This is a genomic window from Streptomyces sp. DT224 (genome assembly GCF_049844595.1).
In the GTDB taxonomy this organism is placed as follows: Bacteria; Actinomycetota; Actinomycetes; order Streptomycetales; family Streptomycetaceae; genus Streptomyces.
On sequence record NZ_JBNCLI010000016.1, the window covers coordinates 111296 to 134424 of the forward strand.

Consider the following 23129-nt stretch of genomic DNA (forward strand, 5'->3'; position numbering starts at 1 on the left):
GTGCGGTTGCGCCGGCGCCCTTCGTCAACATCGACCACAGCGTCAGTTCGCGGCGGCAGCATCCTCCGTGGGGGCTGATGCCGATTCCAGGTGAGCGGTGACGACTTGGTGCCGCACCCGTGCGATGGTGGTTGAGTGCTTGCGGCAGTGGGGGGCGATCTCCGCGGAGATCAGTGCGTCGGCGCGTACACCGTGCCTGCGACCTGCGGTGTAGCGGTGCATGATCACCCTGATGGCTCGGCGCTGCCACGCGGGCAGGGTCGAGCCGTACGGGGTGCGAAGCATGCGCTCCACGGCCATGACCGGGTGTTCGTATCTGGTGTCGGCCGGGGGACCTTGCTGGGGGTAGATGTGATGGATCAGGCTGTCGAGGGCTTCGAACCCGTCCGGGCCCCCCTGTTCCTCGGCGATGACGTCCAGCAGGGTGCGGGCGGCGATCTCGGCCGCCAGGACGATGAGGCCAATGTGCGTGCGGACAAAGGTGGCGTCGCCGCGCGTGATGCTGGGGGCCGGGACGACGTTGGCGGCCGCGAGCAGCTGCTCGATCTCCTCGATGTCGGCGTCCGGGCCGAGCGGTCTCTTCGTGGACAGCATCAGGTGAATGCCGCGTGCGTCGTGGGCCGGGTTGGCCAGGAGCTCCGGGGGCTGGGCAAGCATGGCTTTGGCGTACGCGTCGTGGGCGGTAGCGGGTTCGCTCGGTGACCACAGCAGGCGCAGAGGGTGCTGTTTGGGCGCGGTGGGGGCCGTTTCGGGCCTCATGCTGTGAGGTACCGGCATCCTCCGGGCGCGCGTCGACCGCGGGTTCTTCGGGGCAGGAATGAGGGCGACTTCAAGGGCCTGGCCCAGGGTCAGGTAGGAGCGCCCCTGGCCGGGCCGGTTCCGTGGTAGGGCCAGGCGTAGGACGTTGTGGACGAGCTGGCCGTGGGCCGCGGTGATGTCGGAGGTGGTGACATAGCCGGAGAGCTGGCGAACGGTTGTCCAGGCCCCGATTCGCCGGAGGTCGTCGGCGTGCTGGGCGGTACTTCGGCTGAGGGGCCCGAAGGCGGCATGAAGCCTGCCCGGGCCAGCCTCGTTGCCCCAGATCCCGGACATCCAGTAGCCGAACTGTTGATGCAGGTTGAAAGGAGCGGGGGCTGGGGGCAGTTGGGCCTTGAGGTATGAGGCGAGCCAGGTGGCAGCAGCTTGCGCGGCCACGGAGGTGAGTCCGTCGGGCATGATGTCGCCTCGCCGGCGTTCGGCTTGCATTCCGTGGGCCAGAGCGGTGCGCCGCAGGCGGTCGGCGAACTCCTCGAAGTAGGGGCCCGGGATGTCGGTTCCGTACAGCATGACGACGATGTCGTCGCTGTAGTGGCCGGGCATGCGGTCCAAGTAGCGCATGAGCTGTTCCGAGACCAGGGCGTCAGCCACCGTGCGTCTCCTTGCCCTGGGTGTTGGGCAGGGTGGCGGTGAGGCGAATGTGGCGCAGGTCGGCGGCGACGCGCCGGGTGATCGCGGCCATGTCCGGGTCCTGGCTTCCGGCGGCTTCCTCCAGTTGGGCGCAGAAGATTGCGGCCCATCCGTCGGGCCCGGCAAGGACGTCGTCGTCGTCAGCGTCGGGAACGTAGCTGCCGTCGTCCGGCGCGGCCATCATCCGATCGGCCTTCTCGTTGGCGCTCAGCGCCTCCCAGTCGGGGCCCTTCAGGGCGTCGAGGGCCTGCGCGGGGCTTTCAGTGCCGCCGATGGGTACACCGATCACGCCGGCCAGGCCCTGGGCCGCACTGCTGGGGACGATGTCGTACCGGGGGGTTCGTGAGGCGAGGTCGGTGAAGTAGTCGACGGCCTGCTCCCAAACGTCGTAGGGCACATCGACGGCAGTACCAGGCGATGTCGATTCCAGCCGATCGAGCGTGTCGAGCGAGACACCGGTCAGGTCCCGCACGATACGCGGCGAGACGCCCGCAGCCAGCGCCCCGCGTACCGCCGGGTCGCGGCGCAGCGTCACGTCCTGGCGCTGGAGCGCCCAGTCGCGCAGCGCGTCCTCGGCGTCGAGGGGCGACGGGAAGAAGCGCCCGGGCTCGCCAGTTGGCTCGGTGGCCTCGGTTTCTTCCGCGCTGTCGATTCCCGTGAGCCGTTTGCGGACGGCTTCCGGTCCGCGCCCCAGTTCCCGCGCGGCGGCGGCGACCGCCCCGTGCTTGGAGGTGCCGCCGTGTGCGTCGACCAGCTCGCGCATCGCAGTGAGCTCAATGGCCCGGAGCGCTCGGGCGGCATCCTGAGCGGCCTCTGCCGCAGCCAGGGCGCGGCGGGCCGGATCGGTGATGGCCCGCAGCCGGTCCTCTTCGGATTTGAATGACATGCCCGTCTTCTCCCTCGGGGTCGCGCAGGTGCTCGTTCGCCCGCCGGTCAGTGAAGCGAAGTGTCGAGGCGAGCACCCCGACACCCAAAGCCAACCACGGGTTGGGAATGATTCCAACCAGAAGTTGGAAATAACCCCAACCTGTGGTTGGAGTTGAGTAGCGTGAGGAGCGGGCGTTGCCTGCACCGGAAACGCGAGATGGCCCCGGACCGTGAGGTTCGGGACCATCTCGTTGCCTACTCCGGTGAGCGCCGGTCGGCCCGGCGCAGGGGTTACGCGGTAAGAGCGGGCGCCTTCGGCGCGGCCGGCAGAACGGGCGCGAGGAGCTTCGCGACGGAGATCAGCGTGCGGTCCGACAGGTACGGGCCGATGACCTGGACGGACAGCGGCAGTCCTTCCGGCGTCTCACCGGCGGGCAGGACGATGGAGGGAAGCCCGGCCGGGACGGCGAGGTTGATCCACGCGGTCTGGTCGTAGTACGAGCGCTTCTCGCCGTCCACGGTGATGTACCGCTGGTTCGTCGGGACCGACGTCTGGTCGAGGACGGCCGCAGTGGGCGCGGCCGGGGTGACCAGGATGTCGTGGCTGGTGAAGTAGGTGGCCCACTTCGCGCGGAGCTTCTGCCGGTCTTCGTCGGCGCGCGCCCAGTCGCGGTGACGCATGGTGCGGGACTTCAGGTACATGGCGCTGGGGTCGTCGTCGGCGAGCGCTTCGGCGGCTGTGACCTCGCCGGCGAACGCCTCGTCGGTGGAGGAGGCCGCGCTGGTGGCGTACATGAGCCGGGTGAACAGGTTGTCGCTGGCCGCGAAGTCGACGGGGCGGGTGGAGTCATCGACGGTGGCGCCGGCGGCGCGGAAGGCGGCGGCGACCTGGGCGATGAGCTCGCGGGTGGCGGTGTCGACATGGCAGTAGGCGTCATCGGCCCACAGGCCCACCCGGTAGGAGCCGAGGCGGTTCTTGGTGGGGGAGGGCAGGCAGATGCTCCATGCGGGGTCGTCGGCCGGGGACGGTGCGGCGATGACGTCCAGGAGGAGGTCGAGGTCTGCGGCGGTGCGCGCGATCGGCCCGAGGGTGATCATGTCGGAGCTGGTGAGCCAGCCCGGCGGGCGGGGGATGTGGCCGCGGGTGGGGACGATGGGCGAGGCGCCGCGGGAGGTGCGGAGCGCGTAGACGCCGCAGTAGGCGGCCGGGAGGCGAAGTGATCCGGCGAGGTCGGAGCCGACTTCGAGGGAGGACAGACCCGCGGCGACGGCGGCGGACGGGCCGCCGGAGGAGCCGCCGGCGGTGCGGTCGTCGGCGAACGGGTTCTTCGTCTTGCCGAAGATCGGGTTGCTGGTCTGGATGTCCTGGCACATCGTCGGCACGTTGGTCTTGCCGACGATGATGGCGCCGGCCGCGCGCAGCAGGGCGACGACGTCGGCGTCGGTGCTGGGGATGTGGTCGGTCAGGTCGGGGGAGCCGCACGTGGTGCGCATCCCCTTGGTTTCCAGGGCGTCCTTCACGGTCATGGGCAGGCCGTGCAGGGGGCCGAGGGTTCGGCCCGTGCCGGCGAGGTACTTGTCGGCCTTGTCGGCGGCCGCGCGCGCGCCTTCGATGTCGAGGGTGACCACGGCGTTCAGGCCGGGGTTGACCTTGGTGTGGTGTTCCAGGAGCTGGTCGAGGAGGGCGCGGCTGGATATCTCGCGGCTTCGCAGGGCTGCTACCTGCCTGTTGGCGGGGGCGAGGTGCAGGGTGCTGGTGCCGCCGGTGGTGGCGGTCTCGCTCTCTGCGGCGTTGGCCGCGCTGGGCAGGCCGAGGACGCTGGCAACGGCCGCGGAGGTGGCGAGAAGGCTACGGCGGGACATCACGTACGGACTCCATCTGGTGTTGTGCTGGGTGTGAGGCAGTCGGGTGGAGTGTCTGCTCGACCTCGGGCGAAGTAGGAAGCGACACGCAGGAGGTGTTTCTGCTCGGCCTTGATGGAGGGGAGCCTGAGTGCGGCGTCCGCGTAGTCGGCCGGCTGCGCGACGGGCTTGTCCTGCGCGTGCAGGGTGATCGCGTGGCGGAGTTGGTCGGCGGTGACGGCCGCGGCGAGCCGATCGCCCTTCAACGGGCCGAGGAGTCCTCGTTGCGCGCTGCGGCGTGCTTCGGCTTCTGCGCGGACTGCGGGGTCGAGGTAGCGCCGCAGGGTGACTTGGCCGTCGCGGATCTCGGTGCGCCGCCGGATCAGCGGGTAGTGGATGCTCCGGCGCTGTCGCAGGAACTGCCGCTGCGGGGCCTGCTGTTGCAGAACGATGCTGGGGTCCATGCGCACCATCGCGGACCACAGCACGTTGAGGCGGGCGTAGGCGTAGTGCTCGCGGCTGGTCGCGAGCAGCGTGGCGACCCGGGTCGCGATGACGGGGATGAAGTAGCCGACTTGCGTCAGGGTGGCGCCGATATCGCCGCAGGCCCAAGCCATATCGTTGAGGTTGTCGACGCTGAAGCCGGCCTCGGCGCCGATGACGGCGGCGAGGCGCTGCCCGCTGTAGAAGAGGGTGATGACGGCGCCGACGGCGACCAGGCGCAGCCCGATCGCGATCGACTTCGTGGCCGCGGTGCGCGCGTACTTCCAGCACGACCAGGCGAGGTAGGTCTCCGCCGCGGTGTACATGCCGAAGTAGAGCAGCACGTACGCCTGGTAATAGGGGTCGTGCGCGTAGTACATCGCGAAGTCGGTGGGCCGCTGCGAGGCAGGGGTGAGAAGCGCGAAGAGGGCGGCCATGCCGACGATGACGGTGAGGCCGGCGATCATCAGGTGGTTGGCGCGGCGGCGGGCGTCCTCGGGCGGCTTCGACCAGTAGGCGAGGACGCCGCCCTGGAGGGCCAGGACCAGGATCACGAATCCCTGCGCAATGGGCACGACGATGTTCGGCACGCCTAGCGCCTGGTCGATGCGGACCCACACCCAGGTGATGGAGACGGCGTAGCTGAGGGCCGAGGCGAGGAAGGACACGGCGAGCGCGATGAGAGCGCGGTCGCGCCGGTCGTGCTTCAGGTCTCGGAGCATGACGAGGAACCCTGCGGCCGCGAATATCAGGCACAGGGGGTGCAGGAAGTCTTTCAACGTGGCCTTCGCAGGAGCGTTCGGGATATCGGATCGTCGCGGTGGGCGGAGCGGCTGGCGTGGATGTGCTCCTGGAGGAGGGAGCCGAGGGTTTCGGCGTCGGCCTCGTCCGGCTCGCCGTATCGGGTGCGCCCCATGAGCATGCGGAGCAGGCCCGGTGTCATGTCGGGCAACAGCCCGCCGAGCGTGCCGACGCCGGCGAGGAGGTCACCGTCTACGGTGCGGTGGCGCAGCAGGATGTGGCCGAGCTCGTGGCCGATGATGACGTCGGCATGAGCCGGGCTGGTCGTGCCGTCGTAGAAGATGACGTCTTCGCGGTCCATTGCGAGCCACAGTCCGCAGGGGGATGTCGCGTCCAGGGAGTCGGGCAGTGCCTTCGGGTCGGTCACCGGCAGCAACTTGACGGGCCTGCCGGTGTGATGGCTTACGAAGGGGAGAAGTCCGCGGACGTTGTCGACAGGAGGGAGCTGGAGCTCGGCGACGAAGGCGCGAAGGGGCGCGATGTCGTCGGCGTTTTCAGGCAGGTCGGCAGCAGCCGCCGTACGCCTGCGCTTCCACATGGCGGTCCCTTCAGCAGCCGGGGTGTGTGAATCGATGGTCTGCACCAGTATTAGGCCAGTGGTTCGAGGGACTCCGGGAGTCCTTCGAGCGCCCGGGCGGCGTCAACCATCTTGAGCAGGGCTTCTTTGCTGGCCGGAGAGAGGCCGGCGGCGCGCATTGCGAGATTCTTCACGCCTTGCTCATGCAGCTGCTGGACGAGCTGGAACTGGGAGACGATGCTCTCGGTGACGTCGTCCTCCACGAAGTAGCCGGCTGGGACTTCGAAGAACCTTGCGAGAAGTCGGGCCACGCGGATAGACGGGTTGTCGCCTTCGCCCCCGCGGAGTTTGCCGATGTACGCCGCGGTGAGGGTGCCGTCACCGTAGCCGGAGACGGTCTCGGCGACGTGGGCGTTGGAGAACTCGCCGGTCGCCCGGTTCGTCTTCCCCGGGTCGCCGTCCCTGGGGCGCAATACGTCGAACAGGTAGTTCAGTCTGTCGGCGAAGCTGGAGCCGGGGCCGGGGGCGGGCACTGGTTGCCTGTCGCCCCCGGTGTCCTTGGCTGTCCGATAGGGCATGGATGCGGCTGCTCTCATCTGGGCTGCTAAACAATAGTTGACTATGCCACAGGCATACGCCTACGTTCGATGTCGCTACTGCAACTATTGTTTACTGAGCGTGCGTACGGGGCGAAGGGGCATTGACCTGCCTGTTTCCTCCTGGCTGCAAGGCTTTCGATCAGCGTCAGCACACGGAACGGAACCACGAGTGACCACCGCACCGGAGCCCTGGACTCCGCACAGCGCCGCCTACGGGTGGGAGGCCGTGACGACCACTTCCCTGATGGTTCCAGCCGATTGCTCCTCCCTCTTCCCAGAGAAGCCCGCCTTGCCCAACGGACTCGCGGTGACCCGACGCGTTCGCTTCCCTGTCCGCGCCACCGGCGACGCCGCGCTTCAGGCGCGGCAGGTCGCGCGGCCGGCACTCACGCTGATGCTCGGTGCCGACGGGCGGGCCGAACGGCTCATCCGCCGTATCGAGACATGCCTTGCCGAACTCGTCGCCCTCGCCTACACCGTGACGGAAGGTGACAACCTGGTGTGCTGTGTCTGGACTGACCCGGACCACGTCTTCCTCTCCGTCGAGCACGAGCAGGCCATGCACGCCGTTCCGAGCGCCGCAACCACGGGCTTGAGCGTCGTCAAGGCCATCGCCGACGACTACGGCACGCACCGCACCGACACGGGTCATCAGACGTGGGCGGCCATCGGTCGCGCCTGACTCGTGGCTGTTCCCGCGGGGAACAGCCACGGTTACGCGACCGCTGCCCACTCCGGCCGGGGAACAGGGCGATACGGGTCCGATACGTCCCATCCCTCCCACGCTGGATCGGTGATCTCCCCAGTCACCACATCGACTACCCCGGCCGGCACGAGCCGCAGCACAACGTCCACGCGCTTGGACCTCCGCTCGGCTCGCCACTGGCGGTAGTTCAGCCGCTCTCGCACATGGCGCGCTCTGCGCCTGGCCCCGGCCCCAGCAGTCCCTCGCTTCTGCGCCGCCTCCTGCAATACCTCCTGGTCGGGCATCACGCCGGCGGGGCCAGCCAGGGCCGAAACCAGGTAGAAGAGCCCTTCCACTTCCGCGACCAGGCCGTCTTCCACGAGGGCGCGCAGGCGCCGATTGACCGTAGTGCGGTGAAGACCCGTGGCTGTTTGCAGCTCTGCCCGGCTCTTGCCTTCCTCTTCCTCCAGCAGCGTCAGCAGACGGGCCCCGTTGGTGCCGTGCCCGTAGTGGTGGAATGCGTCGAGGCGGACGAGTCGAGCAAGGTTCCGGGTGTCGGTGTGCGCCGGTGACACACTGGGGCCTGCCCCCCCAGCTTCCACCGTGGCTGGTGGGTGTGTCACTCCCGCATCAGCCGTCTCGCCCCGGCTGGGGGCTGCGAGCCGCCACTTCGATCCTGTCTCCGACCCGGCCCCGGACTTTTCCAGCACCAGCCACCCAGCCTTCCTCAACCGCCGGTTGCTCAGCGCTGCTGTCCTCACTGCACAACCCATCAGCTCCGCTTGCCGGCGCAGAGACAGCTCGTGGTCGAGGCCGCCGCCGCTCTCGCACAGTTGCAGCCGCACGCTCATGTTCTTCAGGTCGAAGGCGCCGCCGTTCCGGGACGGCCACATGTGGCGTTCGACCGCCGTACGCACCCGTTCGACGGCCTCCCATGCGCTGTGGCGGCAGGTGATGGGCGCTTCCTGCTGCACCCACGTGCGGGCCTTGGTGAGCATCCAGGCGAGCTTGCGCTCGGCGAACTCCGGACCCTTGCCCCGCATGAGCCGACGAGCCCACTCTCCTCCCGGGGTCGGGGAGTAGAGCAACGCGCGGTAGAAGTCCGCGGGCATCCACTCCCTGCCCGGCTGTGAGGCGGCGGCGGCCAGAGCCATGGTGAGCCGGTAGCCCTCCTCGGAGTCGTTACGGCCGGGGTAGCGGCCCTCGACGTCACCTTCGAGGAGCAGCCGCGCACTGGCCGCGGACAGGCCCTTGGTGATGGACGCGGCGACGTGCGGCGCGATGCGACGGCGATGCGTTTGTGATGCTCCGCCGAAGAGATCCTTATTGATTTGTCGGCGCGTCGCGGGGATGGACTGGCGACGCGCGAGGACGTGCGGCATCATGACTCCGTGCTCCGGGGCTCCCTAGGGCACAAAAAGGCCCTCATATGGGTCGACCGAGTGAAAACCGCACATTGTGCGGAACTAACGGACGTGCTAGGTCCGAGTAACGAGATGGCCGGCAGCTCGACGCCACATCGAGCGGGGCGGCCTGGAGGACTGGCTGGGACTGGAACCGTCGCCACAACGGGACCAGCGCCTGCGGGCCTCCAGCAGGGACTAGGTCATGACGACCTCCACAGGGGGAGAGACGGACGAGCGAATGCCACGATCACCCAACTCGTAGGGCGCATCTCCGTCCCGAGGGACAGGGCAAGACCAGAACAGACCAACGAACGCACACAGGCCCACCGGATGCCGGCGCACGACGCGCCGCCCGGTGGGCCTACTCGTTGCGTGTCTCCGCCCTGCGGCGGGTACATTGGTGCTCATAGAGACCAGTCCTTGTGTTAGGTCTCCGGGTTGGCCCCGCTGGGTACTCCGCTGCGAAGGTTTGGACGCCTATCTTGCAGCCGAGTGGCGGGGCTTTTCCCGTTGTGCGGTCTGTGGTCTACCGCCGCGCGGGTTCCGGCATGAAACTCGCATGATCGCAGACGGTAATGGTGGGGACAGACTAGACCTTCTTGTCCCCCGTGCGGGCCATCTTCACGGGCGCGCCGTGTCGATGAGAGGTAGTCACGTGGGCTTCCCCCTTCTGGCCTCGGCCTTCTCGCTGGCCTGACCGGCCTGGTACTCGGCCAGGTCCTGATCCCCGTGGTAAGCGACCGGCAAGTTCTCCCGGGTGTCCCAGATCGCCCAGGGCAGAGCGTAGTTCCGGTACCGCTGGCCGTCCTCGGGCCTGTACCGGGCTTCGTACCGGGGCGGCAGTGGGTGCCTGTCGCCCAGCGGGCCGGCCGCGGCGAAGAGGTGACTGATGCGTTCCTCGGTGTCGGGTGATACGGGCAGGGGTTCGGCGCGAGCAGGAGAGGAGCCGGGAGGCGCGGGCCACCCGTTGGTGTCGATCCCTACCTCGGCGAGCTCGGGCAGCGGTGTGCCCGTGCTGCGGGCGAGCAGGTATGTGCGCTGCTCCTCGCTGGTCCCGGTGCGCCGTTCGCCGAGGGCGACGTGAGCTTCGATCAGCAAGCCAATGATCTTGTCCTCCTGCGCCTGGTCGCCGCTTCTGCGCGCCTCGACCAGGCGCAGGAGCATGCGTTGGCGCCATGCCGCGATGCTTTTTGCCTCCGTCATCTCGTTCCCGGATCTGTCACCGGGCAGTGTGGGGACTGCCCGTGGATTCGTCCGCAGACCACGACGTGCGGACCCTTGCCAGTCTGTGCAGAACCCGGCGTTCAAGCCGCGACCCACCTGCGAAAGGAGGGGCCTGATGCCGGGTATCGAGTTGTGGTGGGCTGACCCGCCTGAGCTCTCACGGTAGATGAACCGTCCGGCCTGGTATGCGCGGAGCGGGGCGCGCGCGGGCCGAGGGGAGGGGGTGGCGGGTGACCCTCATGAACAGCGGCTCGCGGCCGGTGCGCTTGACAGTGATTGATCCGCGCCGTCGGCCGGCGCGGATCAACCGCTCCGCTTCCTCGACTGGTGCGTCGAGTTCGCGCGCGAACTCTTCGATGCTCAGCCACTTCTGCCAGGGCAACAGGTTGATCCTGTGTGCCACAGGAGTGCCCTTCATGGCGGCCGCCTCCTCCCAGGGGTGCACGCGGGTCGCTCGTCCCGGTGCGACCACACACACTAGTGCACACACTGTCCGATTGGCGGTAGGGGGAGGGCGCGGGGTACGGCGGCGTTGATCGCGGGCAGGAGCGACACGGATATGCCAATGTCACAATTTTGTAACCGCGCTGAGTGAGGGTCAGGGATCTGCAAGTAAAACCGCGCGGTTGGTACGTCCGTAATTGCCCACGCGCATAGGAGGAGCAACCGGCAGATCCGTAAGGAAGACCACTTTTGACGTATCAGTACCGTTTTCGATCTCCCGTACGATTTAGCCGTAGCGGACTTGTTCGTACCTGGCGGAAGATGGCGTTCCAGAGGCGGATCAAGACCGAAGCGAGGCGGTATGCCCAGGAGGCGCAGCACGAGCGAAGCTCTGCCGTGCGGCAGCGAGTCGGGTCTTGAAGCCGCAGCGTCCCGAGCAGCTGGCGACCCCAGCGACAAGGCCGCGCTCGCCGAGCTCTTCGACGCCTTGTGGGAACCGATGGTCCGGTTCATGCAGGCCCGCATTCAGGACCCCGCCACCGCCGAAGACCTGGCCCAGGAGGTGTTCCTCAAAGTTGTGCAGAATATTCACAACTACACCGGCGGCGGGATCTACGCGTGGATCTGGACGATCGCACGCAACGTCTTCTCCGACCACTTCAGGCCGATGCGCAACCGCGGCTTCGAGCAGCCCACCGCTGACTTCTGGCACCTCGACGCCCCCAGTACCGATATGGGCCCGGAAGAGACCGCGGAGTGGAAGGAGCTCCGGCAGGCCATGAAGGGCAAGCTGGACAAACTGCCTGAAGCGCAGCACATGGTGCTGGCCCTGCGGATTACCTGCGGGTACTCGGCCGCGCAGACTGCGGAGATACTGGGAAAGCCAGTGGGTACCATTCGCGTGTTGCAATACCGCGCGCTCGCCAAGCTCCGCGGTTTGATGCCCAACCGTGACAGCAACCTGGCAATGTATCTGCTGTCTGCCTCCGACCCGGAGCGGCAGGGCGAGCAAGCAGCGCCAGTGAAGCTGAGGGAGAAGCACGATGTTGGGTCGCAGGGATAGCGCCGTCGCAGAGCAGCTGGACCGCTGCCTGTCCGGCGACGCCGAACCTGAAGGCCCCGAGATACCCGGCCTGATGATGGCGGCCGCAGCTCTCGCACCAAGCCGGCCCATCAGCCAGGCAGGACGTCAGCGAGCATTCGCCGCCATGATGCGGGAAGCCGACCGCCGCGCGCGGCCGGCCGCCGGCACTCACACCGAAGACCTCACCGAACCTGGCACCCACGCTCGCGTGGCGCAGGCTGGCCCGAACCTTCGCCTTCGTGTCGCCGATATCGAACAGATCGATGACGAGCGGCTGGAGGGCATTGCCGCCAGCATCGCCACAAGGCTCGGCCAGAACGCGCCGGACCGCAATCAGTGAGCACAGCCCCAGAACTGCGCATCCTCGAAGAGGACCACGGCGCAGACGCCATCACGTTCGAAAACTGCGACACCGGCGTCACCTACCTGTTCGTGCGCCCCGGTCAGTCCTTCGGCTCCGCCGTCACGGCCGTGCTCTCCGCCTGCCCGGGAATGAGCCTGTCGCAGGCTCAGGACATCGTGCGAACCCACTGCCGCAGCGTCATCGAGATGAACGAGCGGCTTGGCGTCGATCAGGTCATGCCGCGCGTCGAAGCCGCGCCCGACGCCGGCGTTGTGCCACCCGTTCCGATGCCCGGAGTCGGCCAGCACCGGCGTCCGCGGCCGCCACGCTGGGCGCGGATGGCGTCCGTCGCCGCACCAGCACTCGCGGGCGGCATGCTCCTGGCGCACTGGCTCACCCCCAGCGCGGCGCCCGGAGCCACGACCCCCACCGCCAAGGCTGCCCCGTCCCTCAGCCAGGATGACAAGGTCACCAGCACCACCTACCGCAGCCCCACGTTCGAGAAGATTGCCGACGGCGGAAAGCTCAAGTGCGACCCAATGGGTGCGTACGAGGCCAAGTGCGTGGACGCGGACGGCAAGGTCATGCTCAGCGAGGCGTCCGTGGGGACGTCGGTCGCCTTCACTTTCTCCTACGACCGGGAGAAGGTCGGGTTCCGGCTCTTCCCCAACAGAGGGTCGGCCGAAGCCTGGGCCGCGGAAAGCGCGAATCAGGAGCTCTTCCAGAACGTGCGCCAGTTCAACCGCGTCGTGCTGTGGGGCACGGACACCCACCGCCTCGGCGAGTGGAGCGAAGAGCTGGCGGAGCAGGAAAATCAGTCCGCCCAGAAGAGCACCAAGGCCGACCCTGCGCTGGCACTGACTGGGCATGACTTCGACACCCCCCTACCCGACCGGCTGGCGTATCTGGCCTTCGGTACCCTCGGCGTCACCAAGGAAGCCGTCCACCAGGCGGTGCGGGCGGACGACGCTCAGTCTGCGCAACTGCTGCGTGCCGTCACGCTCGTTCTCGGCAATGCCGACCCCAGCAGGCTGGGCCTCGTCCCCTCCGGGCCGGCGGACGCAGTCGCCATCGTCGCGGACGCCACGACACAGCCAGACGTCGAGGACACGCGCGCCGGCGCTTCCTCGCTCCCCACGGACCCGGCCGGTTCAGGGCGGGTTCCGAGGACCACAGACCCTGTCGTCACCCCCACCGTGGGCGTGACGCCCCAACCGGCGACGCCGGCGCCGACTGTCACGCCCACCGCGCCAACGTCATCAGGCGGCTCGCCGACCCCGCCGACCCCGTCGACCGGGCCATCGCCGGACAGCACCGTCATCGTGCCCGTGGCGGAGACGACAACGGAGCCGCCCGCAGCCGACGAGCTCACCACCGACCCGGCAACCAGCGAAACCGAGCCGGAGACGGAAGCAGGGACGGCCCCCGAGCCCAATACGGTCGACGGCGGCGCCGAGCCGGTACAGGAAACCGAGCCGGCTCCGCCGCAGATGCTTCCTGAACCCCGGCTTCCGGTATCCGGGGCAACGCCCCCGCCGACCGCTGAGGTTCCTGCGCCCGAAACGCCTCCAGCTCCCCCTGCGGCGGAGGAGCTGGACGAAGACGGACTGTCTCTGGAGATGCTGCCCGCCCAGTGGGCGGCGGCCTAGAACGGGGGCTGCTCGTCGCCCCCCGTGGCCCAGGGGTCGCCCTGCGCGGATGCCGCCACAGGAGCAGCCGGTGTGCGCTGGGCGGACACCCTGGTCACCTTCGCTGTAGCGCGTGAGAGCGCGGGGCCGACTTCCTCCACGTCCAGTTCGTACACCGTGCGCTTCACGCCGTCCCGGTCCTCGTACGAGCGCTGCTTGAGCCGGCCCTGAACGATGACCCGGGTGCCGCGACTCAGGGAGTCAGCGACGTTCTCCGCGGCCTGCCGCCAGACCGAGCAGGTGAGGAACAGACCGTCCCCGTCCTTCCACTCATTCGCCTGACGGTCGAACACGCGCGGAGTGGACGCGACACGGAACTTCGCGACCGCGGCACCGGACGGGGTGAAGCGCAGCTCGGGGTCATCGACCAGGTTGCCGACGACGGTGATGACGGTCTCGCCTGCCACGGGTGGCCTTTCGAGGTAGGGGTCCGGCCCGCACGGTGCGGGCCGGACCGGAGGGTCAGGAGAAGAGGAGTCGCCACGTCAGCGGGCCGGGCAGGCCGTCGGGGTCGCCGCGGAGATCCTTGCGGGAGAGCTGGAAGTCGCGGACGTTCTTGCGGTCGGCGTCGCTCCACTTCGGGCCGGGGCCGGACACGTAGTGCTTTCCGTAACCCTTCTTCACGAGCTGCTTGCCGAGGGCGGTGATGTGGGCGTTGTTCTTGCCCGGGCCGAAGTAGCTGCTGCCCGGGAAGGGCGGGACCGGCTTCGGCGGCTTGGCCTGGCCCGAGCCCGGGGCAGGCGTCTTCCCGACGAGCGCCTTGGCCTTGGCCAGGATCTTGGCGAACGGAAGATCCCCAGGGTCACCGTGCAAGTTTTCCGGGACGTGGAGATGACCGCAGATGCCGTTGAAGGCGTTCCACTCCGCGAAGGTCATCCGCGCGCTGGTGGCCCCGTAGGAGGACGGGTAGGCCGGCCACTGCGACGGGCCCTTGAGCGCGATGCCCATGTGGCTGTGCATCCAGACGAGGAGCTCGGCGAGCGCGTCGATGGCCCACTGGGGGGCGTCGGGCCAGTAGATGTAGTCGACGCCGGCCTTGAGCTTGCCCCAGGTCTTCTTGTGCGCGGGGTCGCAGCTGCCGACCAGCTCGACCTGGATCGCGTTGAGGGTGTTCGTCTCGACGCCTCCCGCCGCATTGACCAGGGCCCGGGCCGACCGGTTCAGGGCGAAGTGCTGGTAGATGACGAACTTCTTCGCCTTGATGCTCGGCAGCACGGTGATGTTCGGGGCCTCGGCGCCGTTGCTGTAGGAGACGACTCCGGTCCCCTCCGTGGTGTGCAGCACGAGGCAGTTGGGGTCCATCAGGTCCCCCTCGTACGTGTCGCCGTACCAGTGCGTGCCGCGAATCGCGCCGGGATAGAGAGTCGTGGCCATGGTGCTCCTCCAGAGCTGGTGTGCAGGGAGGAGCACCGTGAGGGTTGCCGGGGCCTAGCGTCGCGGGCTCAGTCCAGACCGGCGGCCTCGTCGTCCTGGTCGTCGTCGGGCGGGTACTGAAGGGCGTGCAGGGTCTCCGCGAGCCGCGTCGCAAGGTCGGCGGACGGGCCGGTGTTCTCGACGGCGACGGGGCCGCCCGCTGCGCCCGTCAGCTCGACTTCGAGGTGGTCCTCCTTGCCGTACTGCTTGCGGTGCTGCCGCTCCAGGTACCAGGCCGCCGCACGCCAGTCCGGAGGCGTCGTGATGGTTTCCTCCAGCACCTTGCCGGTGTGGGGGTCGAACGTGCGGTGGGTCGTGACGATGCCGCCGCGGCTGGCCCGGCGGATGTCGAGGGCAGCCGAGAGCGCCGCCGAGGCGCGGGCGCGTTCGACCTTCTCGAAGAACTCCACGAAATGGTCGAGTGCGGGATCAGGCGGGTTGCCGGCTGCGCGGTCAACGGCCTCCGTGCGGCCGTAGGCCATCCAACGCAGGAAAGTGGCGCGGCTGATGCCCGCGTTGACCGCCGCGAGGTCCACGGCCAGACCGGCGCGGGATGCCTCGACCAGGCGCGTCTCGACCTCCGGCGTCAGGAGCCGGGTGCGCGCGGCGCTGTTGGAGCGGCGGACTTTGCGGCGGGGCATGACGGGGACCGTAGGCCGGTTGCCGGGCTACCGTCCCGGGGTGAACTGGTGCCCGCAGTCCGGGCAGCAGACGGTGCCGGCGCGTTCGTTGTCGCCGCTGTCGCTGTAGCCGTCGTCGGGAAACTCGCCGCCGAGCAGTTCCTTGTCCGGGATGTCGGCGCCGTCCGGCCCCTGCGACAGACCTTCGGGGTCGACCTCTCGCAGCAGTTCCTCCATCTCGTCGTCCGAGATGCAGAGGGAATCGAACAGGTCGGCGTCGGAGGTGGCCAAGTCTTCGAGGATCGCAGCGAGCGCCCGGGAGTCCCACCCGCCGGCCATCGGAAGCCGGTTGAGGAGGATGAGCACCGCGTGGGCCTGGCGGTCGCTGACCGAGGCCCATCCTCGGGTGACGGGGACAAGCCATCCGCCGTCGTCGTCCAGGAGCAGGCCGTCGGGGACGGGCTCACCGCGGACCTGCATCTCGATTAGGGCCTCGCGGCGGCCGTGCCCGGCGATGACAAGGCTGGTGCGCTCGTCAACGACGGGGGTGTCGATGAACCCGTGGTCCTTGACCGAGGCGATTATGCGCTCGACCTCGTGCTTCTTCGGGTTGGCGGGGTCCGGCGGCAGATCGGTGAGCGGGATGTAGCTGATGAAGCGGGGGGCGGCGAGTCCGGCCACGGCTGCTCCTGTCGCGCAGCGGGAATCGGAGGGTGAGGAGCGGCCGTTGGCCAGCGAGCCCGCGGACTTCAACCGCGGCGACCCGGCTCGCTACCGGGACGTGCCGTCATGGCCGGACCGTCGGGCCGCTCCTCGGCCGGCGCGTCCCCAGTGTCCGGACGGGGCTGCCCCGGGGCGCCGTTCGGAGAATCCGGGGGTGCGCGTTCCCCCGGCCGCCTCACGGGCCAGGCGAGATGGAAGCCGCGCGACGGTGGTTCCGTCCTACCCTTGCGGTTCGGACGTCGTGTACAGTTCGGAGATGTGGCCGCACGAGCGAGCAGCCACCCCCGGTCTGGTGTAACGAAATCCGGCCTCACTCCGTCCATAGAGCGGAGGCCACCGGTTCCAGACCTCCAACGCTCCAAGCCGGTTCGCCGGCGAACAGAGAGGTACGTACGCGATGCCCGACACGGACAACGCACCTGCGGTCGACCAGAGCGACCTGGCACTGAGAGCTGCGGTGGCCTACCGCGTGAAGAACCTCGTTGCCGCGGTCTGCGACCCGGTCATCGAGGCGAACGCCAAGCACATCAGGAGCACGAAGGGCACCCGCAGCCTGACGGCCGAGATGCCCCTTCCCGACGGTGGCACCCAGCCGCTCGGCACCTTCACCCAGACCATGGCGAAGGCGAAGTTCCGCATCGACGACCCGAAGAAGGTGCTCGACTACGCCGACGCGCTGGGCGAGACCGACTACGTCATCCGCCAGTCCTTCGAGAAGGCGCTGCTGAGCCGCTTGGTCTACAAGGACGGGCAGGTGATCGACCCGGTTACCGGTGAGATCGTGGAGGGCATCGGCTACGACCCGGGCGGTCTGACCGACACCGTCAGCCCGAAGTGGAACAACGCCGGCATGGAGGCGCTGGACGGCCGACTCGGCTTCGTGGAAGCGGCGCTGGCGAACCTGCCCAACCTGACTGCGGACGACTTCGCTCTGCCGATGCTGGAGGCAGGCGAATGACCGCCCCCGACTTCATGCGCGACGCGCCGTGCGGGGAGATCGACCCCGAGGCGATGTTCCCCGCCCCGACGGACAAGAAGGCCATCACCTTCGCCAAGCACGAGGTGTGCGGGAACTGCCCCGCCCGGTTGCGGTGCCTGGAGTGGGCGCTCGACCCGGCAAGCCGTTCCCGACACGGCATCTTCGGCGGGCTCACCGAGCGCGAGCGCAGCGGAATCATCCGGGCCCGGAAGCTCGGCCAGAGCGTGCGCCTGGACTACGGAACCCGTCCGCCCAAGTCCAAGCGCCTGCCCGCCGCCGCCTGATCGCCCGTACATACCTGCCCCTGCCCCCCGCGTTTCGCGCGGGAGGCCGGGGCCCTTCGCAAGGAACCACAGTGATCTCCAGCGATACCCGTCTGGCGCTGATCGAGCAGGCCGCCGACAAGGTGAGCCCGGTGACTCTCGCCGCGTTCGTACGGCACCTGCGGCGCAGCGACCTCGACCTGCGCCAGTGGCACCGGTGCGGTGACCTCGCCGCTTCGGCCGGGATGACCCACCACGAGGCCCGTGCCGCCGTCGCGCAGCTTGTCCGTACCGGCCTCATGGAGCGGGACATCGTCGCACGGCGCATCGACCGCCAGAGCGACCGGTACACCGTCTACCGACTCTCGCCCACCGTCATGGAAGGGGCAGACCAGTGAGCGGAGAGATTGACGACCTGGACGAGCAGATCGAGATCGTCGTCGGCCGCAAGGCGCCGTTCTCCATGGTCCCGGACTGGGTCAGCCTGTACCCGGCGAGCAAGTCCCACCCGCAGTACGCGGGAAAGATCGTTTCTGCGACCGCGAAGTTCATTTACAACGTGCTGGCGATGCATGTGAATGTGACGCGGGGCGACAGCGCATGCTGGCCCTCGCGCAAGACGATCGCGCAGATACTCGGGTTCTCCCGTGAGCAGAGCGTCGATCCGTACCTGGACCAGCTCGATGAGGCGGACATCATCGACCGCGAGCCGATCACCCGCCCCAACGGGGCCCGTGGGGTGCGCTACATCGTTCACCAGACGCCGCCCGACGGGTACAAGGGCGACCATAGCCTGGACGAGTACTACAGGCGTCGGCGCGCCCTGGAAGCGGCGAAGCTGACCCGCCCGCCGGGCCGGCCGCGAAAGGCCGAGGCCGCCGAGACCGGGCACTCAGCGCCCGCTCCGGCCGCCGTGACGAAGTCCGCCGAGAGCGCTGTTGACGAGCTGGTGCGCACGGCCGCCGCCGAGTGGTGGGCTCAGGCCGAGGAGCTGGCCCGGCAGGGTTCCATGAAGCCGGTCGGTACCGACCGGCAGAAGGAGCGGGCCCAGGGCAACCTGACGGCGCGCATCCGCGACGCTCTCGACGCCGGTCACGACCTGGAGCTCGTCAAGTTCGTGCTGCGCGAGCTTCGCGAGTGGGGCCCGGCCAAGGCCAAGTTCGAACGGGCCCTCAAGACGTACCAAGGGAAAACGCCCGAGGAGATCGAGCTCGACAAGGCGGCGCAGTCCGGGGCCACGAAGTGGTGGGAAGTCGCCCAGGCCCGGGTCGCGGACAAGAAGATGGGGCCACTTCTCGCGGACACGAAGCGCCAGGAGACGGGCTACTTCCTCAACCTCCGCACCCGCATCCGAACGGCCCTGAACGCCGGCTACAGCCGGGAAATCATCTGGCAGGCCCTGATGGAGCTGGGCGAGTGGTCGCCGGCGAAGAGGGAGTTCGATCTCGCGCTGCGCCGCCTGTCGGGCGTGCAGCAGAAGCGCGGGGGCAGGAAGCCACTGTTCAGCAACGACCAGTGGAAGCACAAGGAAGCGCCTGCCCCGGGCGCGGCTACCGGAACACCGGACGCCCCCGACCTGAGCGTGTTCGGGGTCCAGTCCGATGACGCCGCCTGACGAGAGGAGGACCGAAGACATGTCCCTCACCATGCCCGCCCCGGCGCCCCCGGCATCGCACCAGGTCGTGCGCGCCGATGGCCCCATAGCCACCGTGGCGAGCATCCTGCGCCGCCGCGGCCTCGACCCGGGCAAGGCGCCCCTGACCGAGGACCGCCCCGACAGCACGGACGCCTACCAGCAGGAGGTGTACCGGCAGGCGTGGGTGAACTCGCTGCGCGTGTCCGGGCACAACGACTACGCCCGCTTCACCCTCGCCAAGCTCCACAAGGACCAGTTCCCCGATCACGTGCGCACCTACGTGGACAAGATCGTGGAGGTGCGGCAGCTCAATCGCGAGCAGGAGAAACTTCCGTTGGACAAGCGGGATATCGTGCGGCCCACCGTCCAGCACCTGATTCTCCACGGTTCGACCGGCTCGAAGAAGACGGCCGCTGCGGCGGCGGCCGGCGCCTACGCCGTTGAATGCGGGCTGATGGCTCGCTTCGTCTCGCACTCGAAGTACCTGCACTGGCTCCGGCCGGACAGTGCGCCCGCCGGTCTCACGCGCACGCAGATCGTGGAGCGCTACGAGCGCTGCGACGTGCTGGTCCTGGACGACCTGTGCCAGGAGATGGACGAGTACGCCACGAACCACGTGCGGACGCTCACCAGCGACCTGATCACAGCACGGAGCAACGCCGGACGCGGAACGATCTTCACGACGAACCTGAACTTCGACCAGGTGGAGGAAGTCCTCGGCGAGCGTCTGGCATCCCGCATCGGGGGCCGGGCATTGCCGCTCAAGCTCATCGGCGACGACGCCCGGAAGCCGCAAAGGTGGTAATCGATGCGATATCTGGCGGTTCGCTGAAACGGCGAGGGCTGGCGAGCGTAGCGTGATCTAGGCTGTCCGGAACCGGTGCGCTCACGAGCGAGAGCGTGCTGACAACGCTCTTGGAGGACAGCTTCGTGACCCCACCCCTTCCAACGGCGCGCTTCGCGACCATGTCCGAGTCGGACATTCGATCCGCCGAGCGCACACTGATCGCAGGGACCTGGGCAATCACGGCCGGGGCTCTGCTCTACAGCGTGCTCACCGTCACCCCTCTCGTCCGGTCGGTCAGCCCGTCGGGCTGGGGGTGGACGGCACCCATCCTTCCGCTCGTTGTGGACGCCGCGGTCATCATCGTGGTGAAGCTCGACGCGGTCATTGCCCGGCTCGGCGGCAAAAGCGGCACTTGGCCGGTTCTCCTGCGGTGGATGACCGGCCTGATGACGCTCGCTCTCAACGTCGGAAACAGCGCTCTGCATCGGGACTGGGTGGGCATGGCCGTGCACTCGGTAGCGCCGCTCCTGCTGATCGTGACCGCCGAGGCCAGCCTGTCGTACCGGCGCGCGATCACAGCCGCCCTGACTCGTATCGCCCAAGAGCAGGCGAGGGCAGCGGAACGGGAACGGGCTCAGCGCGAGGCGCAGCAGCGGAACGCCCGCGAGGAGCGGGAGCAGGAGCAGGCCAGGCGGCAGGAAGAAGAACAGCGGGCACGCGATCACGCCGCCCAGGTGGAACGGGAGCGCGCGCAGCGCGAGGAGGCGCGGCTTACCGCCGAGCGCGAGCACGCCCTGGCCGTAGAGAGGGAGCGCACCGCGCGGGAGCAGGCAGAGCGGGCTGCGGCGCTGGAGCGGGAGAAGGCGGCCCGCGAGTTCACCGCACGGATGGAGCGCGAGCGGGCGGAGCGGGAAGCGTCCGAGCGCCGGCGTCAGGAACAGCGGGCGGACGAGGAGCGGCGGGAAAGGGCCGAGCGTGAGGAGCAGGAGCGGCGCCGGGCAGAACGGGCGCGCCAGTCGGAGCACGCCGCGGCGGTCGCACCTTCCAGCGGACGGCGTGTTGTTCGGGCGGCCAAGGCCGAGGGGACGGCGCGGCGTGTTGTGACGGCCGGCGTGGTCATGGACAGCGAGTTCGCCGGCCTGACGATGGACAAGGCCGAGGCAGCCCTGTTCGAGCTGTACTTCGCGGCGCGGGAGGCGAGCCCGTACGAGGACTGGGAGCAGGACCCGCTCGCCAGGCCGGGCGGGGAGTTCTGCGGCAGCAACCTGGGGCGCCGGCTGGGCCGGTCGTCCACGTCGGGCCGCACGAAGGTGAAGCCGAAGTTCGAGCGGTGGTACCAGGAGAAGACTGCGGCGGATAGCCGCGAGCTGGTCGGCGCACACTGAACTGACTGGCAGTTACTACGGCGGGTGCCCACCAAGGGGCGCCCGCCGTAGTCGTTTCCAGGCCCACCACCCACGATGACCACATGATAAGCTGTACACTGTGCCCGAAGGGGATCTAAGCCTCTTCGCTGGCGCACCATGCCCCGGTCCGAGCAAGCCGCGGGCGTCACGCTCCGAAGCCAGCGCAGGAGGACGGTCACCCATGGCCGAAACAACCACAGTGGCCGTGGACGCCACGCCGGAACCCCTCACCGTCGATGCGGCCATGATCGCCGTCATGCGGGAGATCGGCATCGTCGGAAAGAACGGCCGCAACGAAAAGCTGAACTACCGCTTCCAGGCGTACGACGACATCGTGGCCGCAGCCTCCGCCCCGATGGCACGGTACGGCCTGCGCATGCTGCCCGAGGTCACCCAGCAGCAGCACTTCCAGCGCGGGAACGTGAACGTCGCGATCCTGACTGTTCGGTACCGCATCCGAGGGCCCCTCGGCGACGAGCTGGACACCCCCCTAGTGGTCGTCGGCGAAGGCGCCGACGTGTCGGACAAGGCCACCAACAAGGCCATGACCGCCGCGAAGAAGTACGCATTCAAGCAGGCATTCGAGATCAGCGACGGCGCCGACGACGGCGACTTCGAGCATCCGCTCCCCGCCAGAAACCCCCTGGACTGGTACATCAGCCAGATCAACGAGCGAGACGTCTGGCGCAACCAGCACGCGCTGAAGGCGGTGTTGGACAGGGCCGCACGCGAGAGGTGCGATGGTCTGTACATGCCCGACCGCCCCGACGCCACCCTGCGCATGGTGATCGAGGCGCAGGGCCGGAAGCTGGAGGCCGAGCAGCAGGAACGCGAGCGACGCCAGGCCGAGGAATCGGAGGCCGTACACGCGCAGATGCTCGCCGAGTACCCATACCGCTCCGAACCCACCGACGAGTGGGACCAAGCCTTGCCCGTGCCGCAGCCGGCCGCTGCTCGGCCCGCAGTCGCAAGACAGATGGAGCCTGAGAGCTCCGCTCATCAACCCCCCGCCACTCCCACTCGATCGACCCCGCCCGTGCAGCCGGCCCCGACCGCGCAGCCGACCCCGAGCGACCTGGAGGAGATCGGACGCCAGTTCAAGGCAGCGCTTGCAGACCCGGTCAACGGCTGGCAAGCGCTCCACGACATGCGTTCACGGTGGGGGGATCTTCTCGCGCAGGCTCAGATCGTCACCGACTTGTGGGGAACGGTGGACGCCAACAGTGCGATCACCGTCGCCCTCGCGAGTTGGGCCAACCTGATGCAGCAGCACGAACCGCCGACCGTCACGCCCACTCCCGCGCCCCAGGCCGTACCCGCGGGGACAGCCGAGCCGGGAGAGAAGTGGCCTCCGCTGCGCCTTGCTCCGCGAACAGCCGACATGAGCGCCGTTGAGCGAGCGCGCGCGAACACCGTGGCCGAACTGGAGCTGCAAGCACAGATGCTCGGGGTTCCCACTCTGGAGTTCGTCGCCGACCTTCTCCCCGAAGGCGGCACGAGCATCGAGGACATCAAGGGCGGTAGCCGACTTCAAGACCACGTCAAGCAGCATCGTCCCGAAGTCCTGGCAGCGTTCATCAGCAAAGGGATGAGCGAGGCGGCAGCCGAGTATTCCAAGTTCGGTGACCGTGTCCCCGCCCGCGACATCAACAAGTTCCTCCAGGGCGTGCTCAAGGTGTCGTGACGCGACATGCCGTCCTTGCGGCGCATGACCACTGAAGGCAGGTCGGCATGCGTTCCGGGGCGGCACGTCACGTCACGTCGCGTCCACTGAGACACCCGAGGGGTACGCCCAGCGAGGGGTACGCCTGCCGAGGGGTACGCCTGCCGAGGGGTACGCCTGCCGAGGGGTACGCCTGCCGAGGGGTACGCC

General features: G+C 68.6%; 23 protein-coding genes and 1 pseudogene. 11 read left to right on the forward strand and 13 right to left on the reverse strand.

The features are described from left to right. Positions 1 to 42 precede the first annotated feature (42 nt). The 6 genes from ACLQ2N_RS33015 to ACLQ2N_RS33040 all read right to left on the reverse strand — a co-directional run bounded on the left by ACLQ2N_RS33015 (position 43) and on the right by ACLQ2N_RS33040 (position 6534). Positions 43 to 1407, reverse strand: coding sequence for a hypothetical protein (locus ACLQ2N_RS33015; protein ID WP_425818972.1), 1365 nt, complete (start codon positions 1405 to 1407; stop codon positions 43 to 45). Continuing rightward, the gene (locus ACLQ2N_RS33020; protein WP_425818973.1) at positions 1400 to 2332 is read right to left on the reverse strand and encodes a hypothetical protein; all 933 of its coding nucleotides are present in this window, start codon (positions 2330 to 2332) and stop codon (positions 1400 to 1402) included. Before ACLQ2N_RS33020 ends, ACLQ2N_RS33015 begins: the two co-directional genes overlap by 8 nt. A 272-nt stretch (positions 2333 to 2604) precedes the next feature. Then, positions 2605 to 4176, reverse strand: coding sequence for an amidase family protein (locus ACLQ2N_RS33025; RefSeq protein ID WP_425818975.1), 1572 nt, complete (start codon positions 4174 to 4176; stop codon positions 2605 to 2607). Then, the gene (locus ACLQ2N_RS33030) at positions 4176 to 5417 is read right to left on the reverse strand and encodes an MAB_1171c family putative transporter (protein ID WP_425818977.1); all 1242 of its coding nucleotides are present in this window, start codon (positions 5415 to 5417) and stop codon (positions 4176 to 4178) included. The genes ACLQ2N_RS33025 and ACLQ2N_RS33030 overlap by 1 nt, the downstream gene beginning before the upstream one ends. Further along, positions 5414 to 5977, reverse strand: coding sequence for a hypothetical protein (locus tag ACLQ2N_RS33035; protein ID WP_425818979.1), 564 nt, complete (start codon positions 5975 to 5977; stop codon positions 5414 to 5416). The genes ACLQ2N_RS33030 and ACLQ2N_RS33035 overlap by 4 nt, the downstream gene beginning before the upstream one ends. Before the next feature lie 50 nt (positions 5978 to 6027). Next, positions 6028 to 6534: a hypothetical protein gene (locus tag ACLQ2N_RS33040; RefSeq protein WP_425818981.1), complete on the reverse strand. Its 507-nt coding sequence runs from the start codon at positions 6532 to 6534 to the stop codon at positions 6028 to 6030. A gap of 190 nt (positions 6535 to 6724) precedes the next feature. Between ACLQ2N_RS33040 and ACLQ2N_RS33045 the strand changes: the two genes are divergently transcribed. Beyond that, positions 6725 to 7237 carry a hypothetical protein gene (locus tag ACLQ2N_RS33045; protein WP_425818983.1) on the forward strand — a complete coding sequence of 171 codons (513 nt, stop codon included), beginning with the start codon at positions 6725 to 6727 and terminating at the stop codon, positions 7235 to 7237. A 32-nt stretch (positions 7238 to 7269) separates the two neighbouring features. Here the strand turns inward: ACLQ2N_RS33045 and ACLQ2N_RS33050 are convergent, their stop codons facing one another. The 3 genes from ACLQ2N_RS33050 to ACLQ2N_RS33060 form a co-directional block, all read right to left on the reverse strand. After that, on the reverse strand, positions 7270 to 8625 hold the full coding sequence (locus ACLQ2N_RS33050; RefSeq protein ID WP_425818985.1) for a winged helix-turn-helix domain-containing protein: 1356 nt from the start codon (positions 8623 to 8625) through the stop codon (positions 7270 to 7272). A 672-nt stretch (positions 8626 to 9297) separates the two neighbouring features. After that, positions 9298 to 9849, reverse strand: coding sequence for a hypothetical protein (locus ACLQ2N_RS33055; protein ID WP_425818987.1), 552 nt, complete (start codon positions 9847 to 9849; stop codon positions 9298 to 9300). A 178-nt stretch (positions 9850 to 10027) separates the two neighbouring features. Beyond that, complete coding sequence (locus ACLQ2N_RS33060; RefSeq protein WP_425818989.1) at positions 10028 to 10288, reverse strand: hypothetical protein; 261 nt, start codon at positions 10286 to 10288, stop codon at positions 10028 to 10030. Positions 10289 to 10675: 387 nt separating this feature from the next. Between ACLQ2N_RS33060 and ACLQ2N_RS33065 the strand changes: the two genes are divergently transcribed. From ACLQ2N_RS33065 to ACLQ2N_RS33075, 3 genes are read left to right on the forward strand one after another with little or no spacing between them, the layout of a single operon-like run. Then, positions 10676 to 11377 carry an RNA polymerase sigma factor gene (locus ACLQ2N_RS33065; RefSeq protein WP_425818991.1) on the forward strand — a complete coding sequence of 234 codons (702 nt, stop codon included), beginning with the start codon at positions 10676 to 10678 and terminating at the stop codon, positions 11375 to 11377. Continuing rightward, complete coding sequence (locus tag ACLQ2N_RS33070; protein ID WP_425818993.1) at positions 11358 to 11738, forward strand: hypothetical protein; 381 nt, start codon at positions 11358 to 11360, stop codon at positions 11736 to 11738. The genes ACLQ2N_RS33065 and ACLQ2N_RS33070 overlap by 20 nt, the downstream gene beginning before the upstream one ends. Continuing rightward, on the forward strand, positions 11735 to 13390 hold the full coding sequence (locus tag ACLQ2N_RS33075) for a hypothetical protein (protein WP_425818995.1): 1656 nt from the start codon (positions 11735 to 11737) through the stop codon (positions 13388 to 13390). The genes ACLQ2N_RS33070 and ACLQ2N_RS33075 overlap by 4 nt, the downstream gene beginning before the upstream one ends. A gap of 88 nt (positions 13391 to 13478) precedes the next feature. Here ACLQ2N_RS33075 and ACLQ2N_RS33080 read toward each other — a convergent pair. The 4 genes and pseudogenes from ACLQ2N_RS33080 to ACLQ2N_RS33095 form a co-directional block, all read right to left on the reverse strand. Continuing rightward, positions 13479 to 13836 (reverse strand): annotated as a pseudogene (locus ACLQ2N_RS33080) (single-stranded DNA-binding protein); the annotation flags it as partial. Between the two features lie 55 nt (positions 13837 to 13891). Beyond that, complete coding sequence (locus ACLQ2N_RS33085) at positions 13892 to 14803, reverse strand: peptidoglycan-binding protein (RefSeq protein ID WP_425818997.1); 912 nt, start codon at positions 14801 to 14803, stop codon at positions 13892 to 13894. Positions 14804 to 14871: 68 nt separating this feature from the next. Then, the gene (locus tag ACLQ2N_RS33090; protein ID WP_425818998.1) at positions 14872 to 15483 is read right to left on the reverse strand and encodes a hypothetical protein; all 612 of its coding nucleotides are present in this window, start codon (positions 15481 to 15483) and stop codon (positions 14872 to 14874) included. 27 nt (positions 15484 to 15510) lie between these two features. Then, positions 15511 to 16143 carry a ParB N-terminal domain-containing protein gene (locus ACLQ2N_RS33095; protein WP_425819000.1) on the reverse strand — a complete coding sequence of 211 codons (633 nt, stop codon included), beginning with the start codon at positions 16141 to 16143 and terminating at the stop codon, positions 15511 to 15513. A 439-nt stretch (positions 16144 to 16582) separates the two neighbouring features. Between ACLQ2N_RS33095 and ACLQ2N_RS33100 the strand changes: the two genes are divergently transcribed. From ACLQ2N_RS33100 to ACLQ2N_RS33130, 7 genes are all read left to right on the forward strand, one after another. Continuing rightward, positions 16583 to 17143, forward strand: a complete 561-nt coding sequence (locus tag ACLQ2N_RS33100) for a hypothetical protein (RefSeq protein ID WP_425819002.1) — start codon at positions 16583 to 16585, stop codon at positions 17141 to 17143. Then, on the forward strand, positions 17140 to 17448 hold the full coding sequence (locus ACLQ2N_RS33105; RefSeq protein ID WP_425819004.1) for a WhiB family transcriptional regulator: 309 nt from the start codon (positions 17140 to 17142) through the stop codon (positions 17446 to 17448). The genes ACLQ2N_RS33100 and ACLQ2N_RS33105 overlap by 4 nt, the downstream gene beginning before the upstream one ends. 71 nt (positions 17449 to 17519) lie before the next feature. Then, positions 17520 to 17825: a hypothetical protein gene (locus ACLQ2N_RS33110; protein ID WP_383305185.1), complete on the forward strand. Its 306-nt coding sequence runs from the start codon at positions 17520 to 17522 to the stop codon at positions 17823 to 17825. Beyond that, complete coding sequence (locus ACLQ2N_RS33115) at positions 17822 to 19042, forward strand: hypothetical protein (protein WP_425819006.1); 1221 nt, start codon at positions 17822 to 17824, stop codon at positions 19040 to 19042. The genes ACLQ2N_RS33110 and ACLQ2N_RS33115 overlap by 4 nt, the downstream gene beginning before the upstream one ends. Before the next feature lie 19 nt (positions 19043 to 19061). Beyond that, on the forward strand, positions 19062 to 19868 hold the full coding sequence (locus ACLQ2N_RS33120) for an ATP-binding protein (RefSeq protein ID WP_425819008.1): 807 nt from the start codon (positions 19062 to 19064) through the stop codon (positions 19866 to 19868). 95 nt (positions 19869 to 19963) lie between these two features. Beyond that, the gene (locus tag ACLQ2N_RS33125; RefSeq protein ID WP_425819010.1) at positions 19964 to 21235 is read left to right on the forward strand and encodes a DUF2637 domain-containing protein; all 1272 of its coding nucleotides are present in this window, start codon (positions 19964 to 19966) and stop codon (positions 21233 to 21235) included. 202 nt (positions 21236 to 21437) lie between these two features. Then, entirely contained in the window at positions 21438 to 22940 is a 1503-nt protein-coding gene (locus tag ACLQ2N_RS33130) for an ERF family protein (protein ID WP_425819012.1), read from the forward strand. Positions 22941 to 23129: the final 189 nt, after the last annotated feature.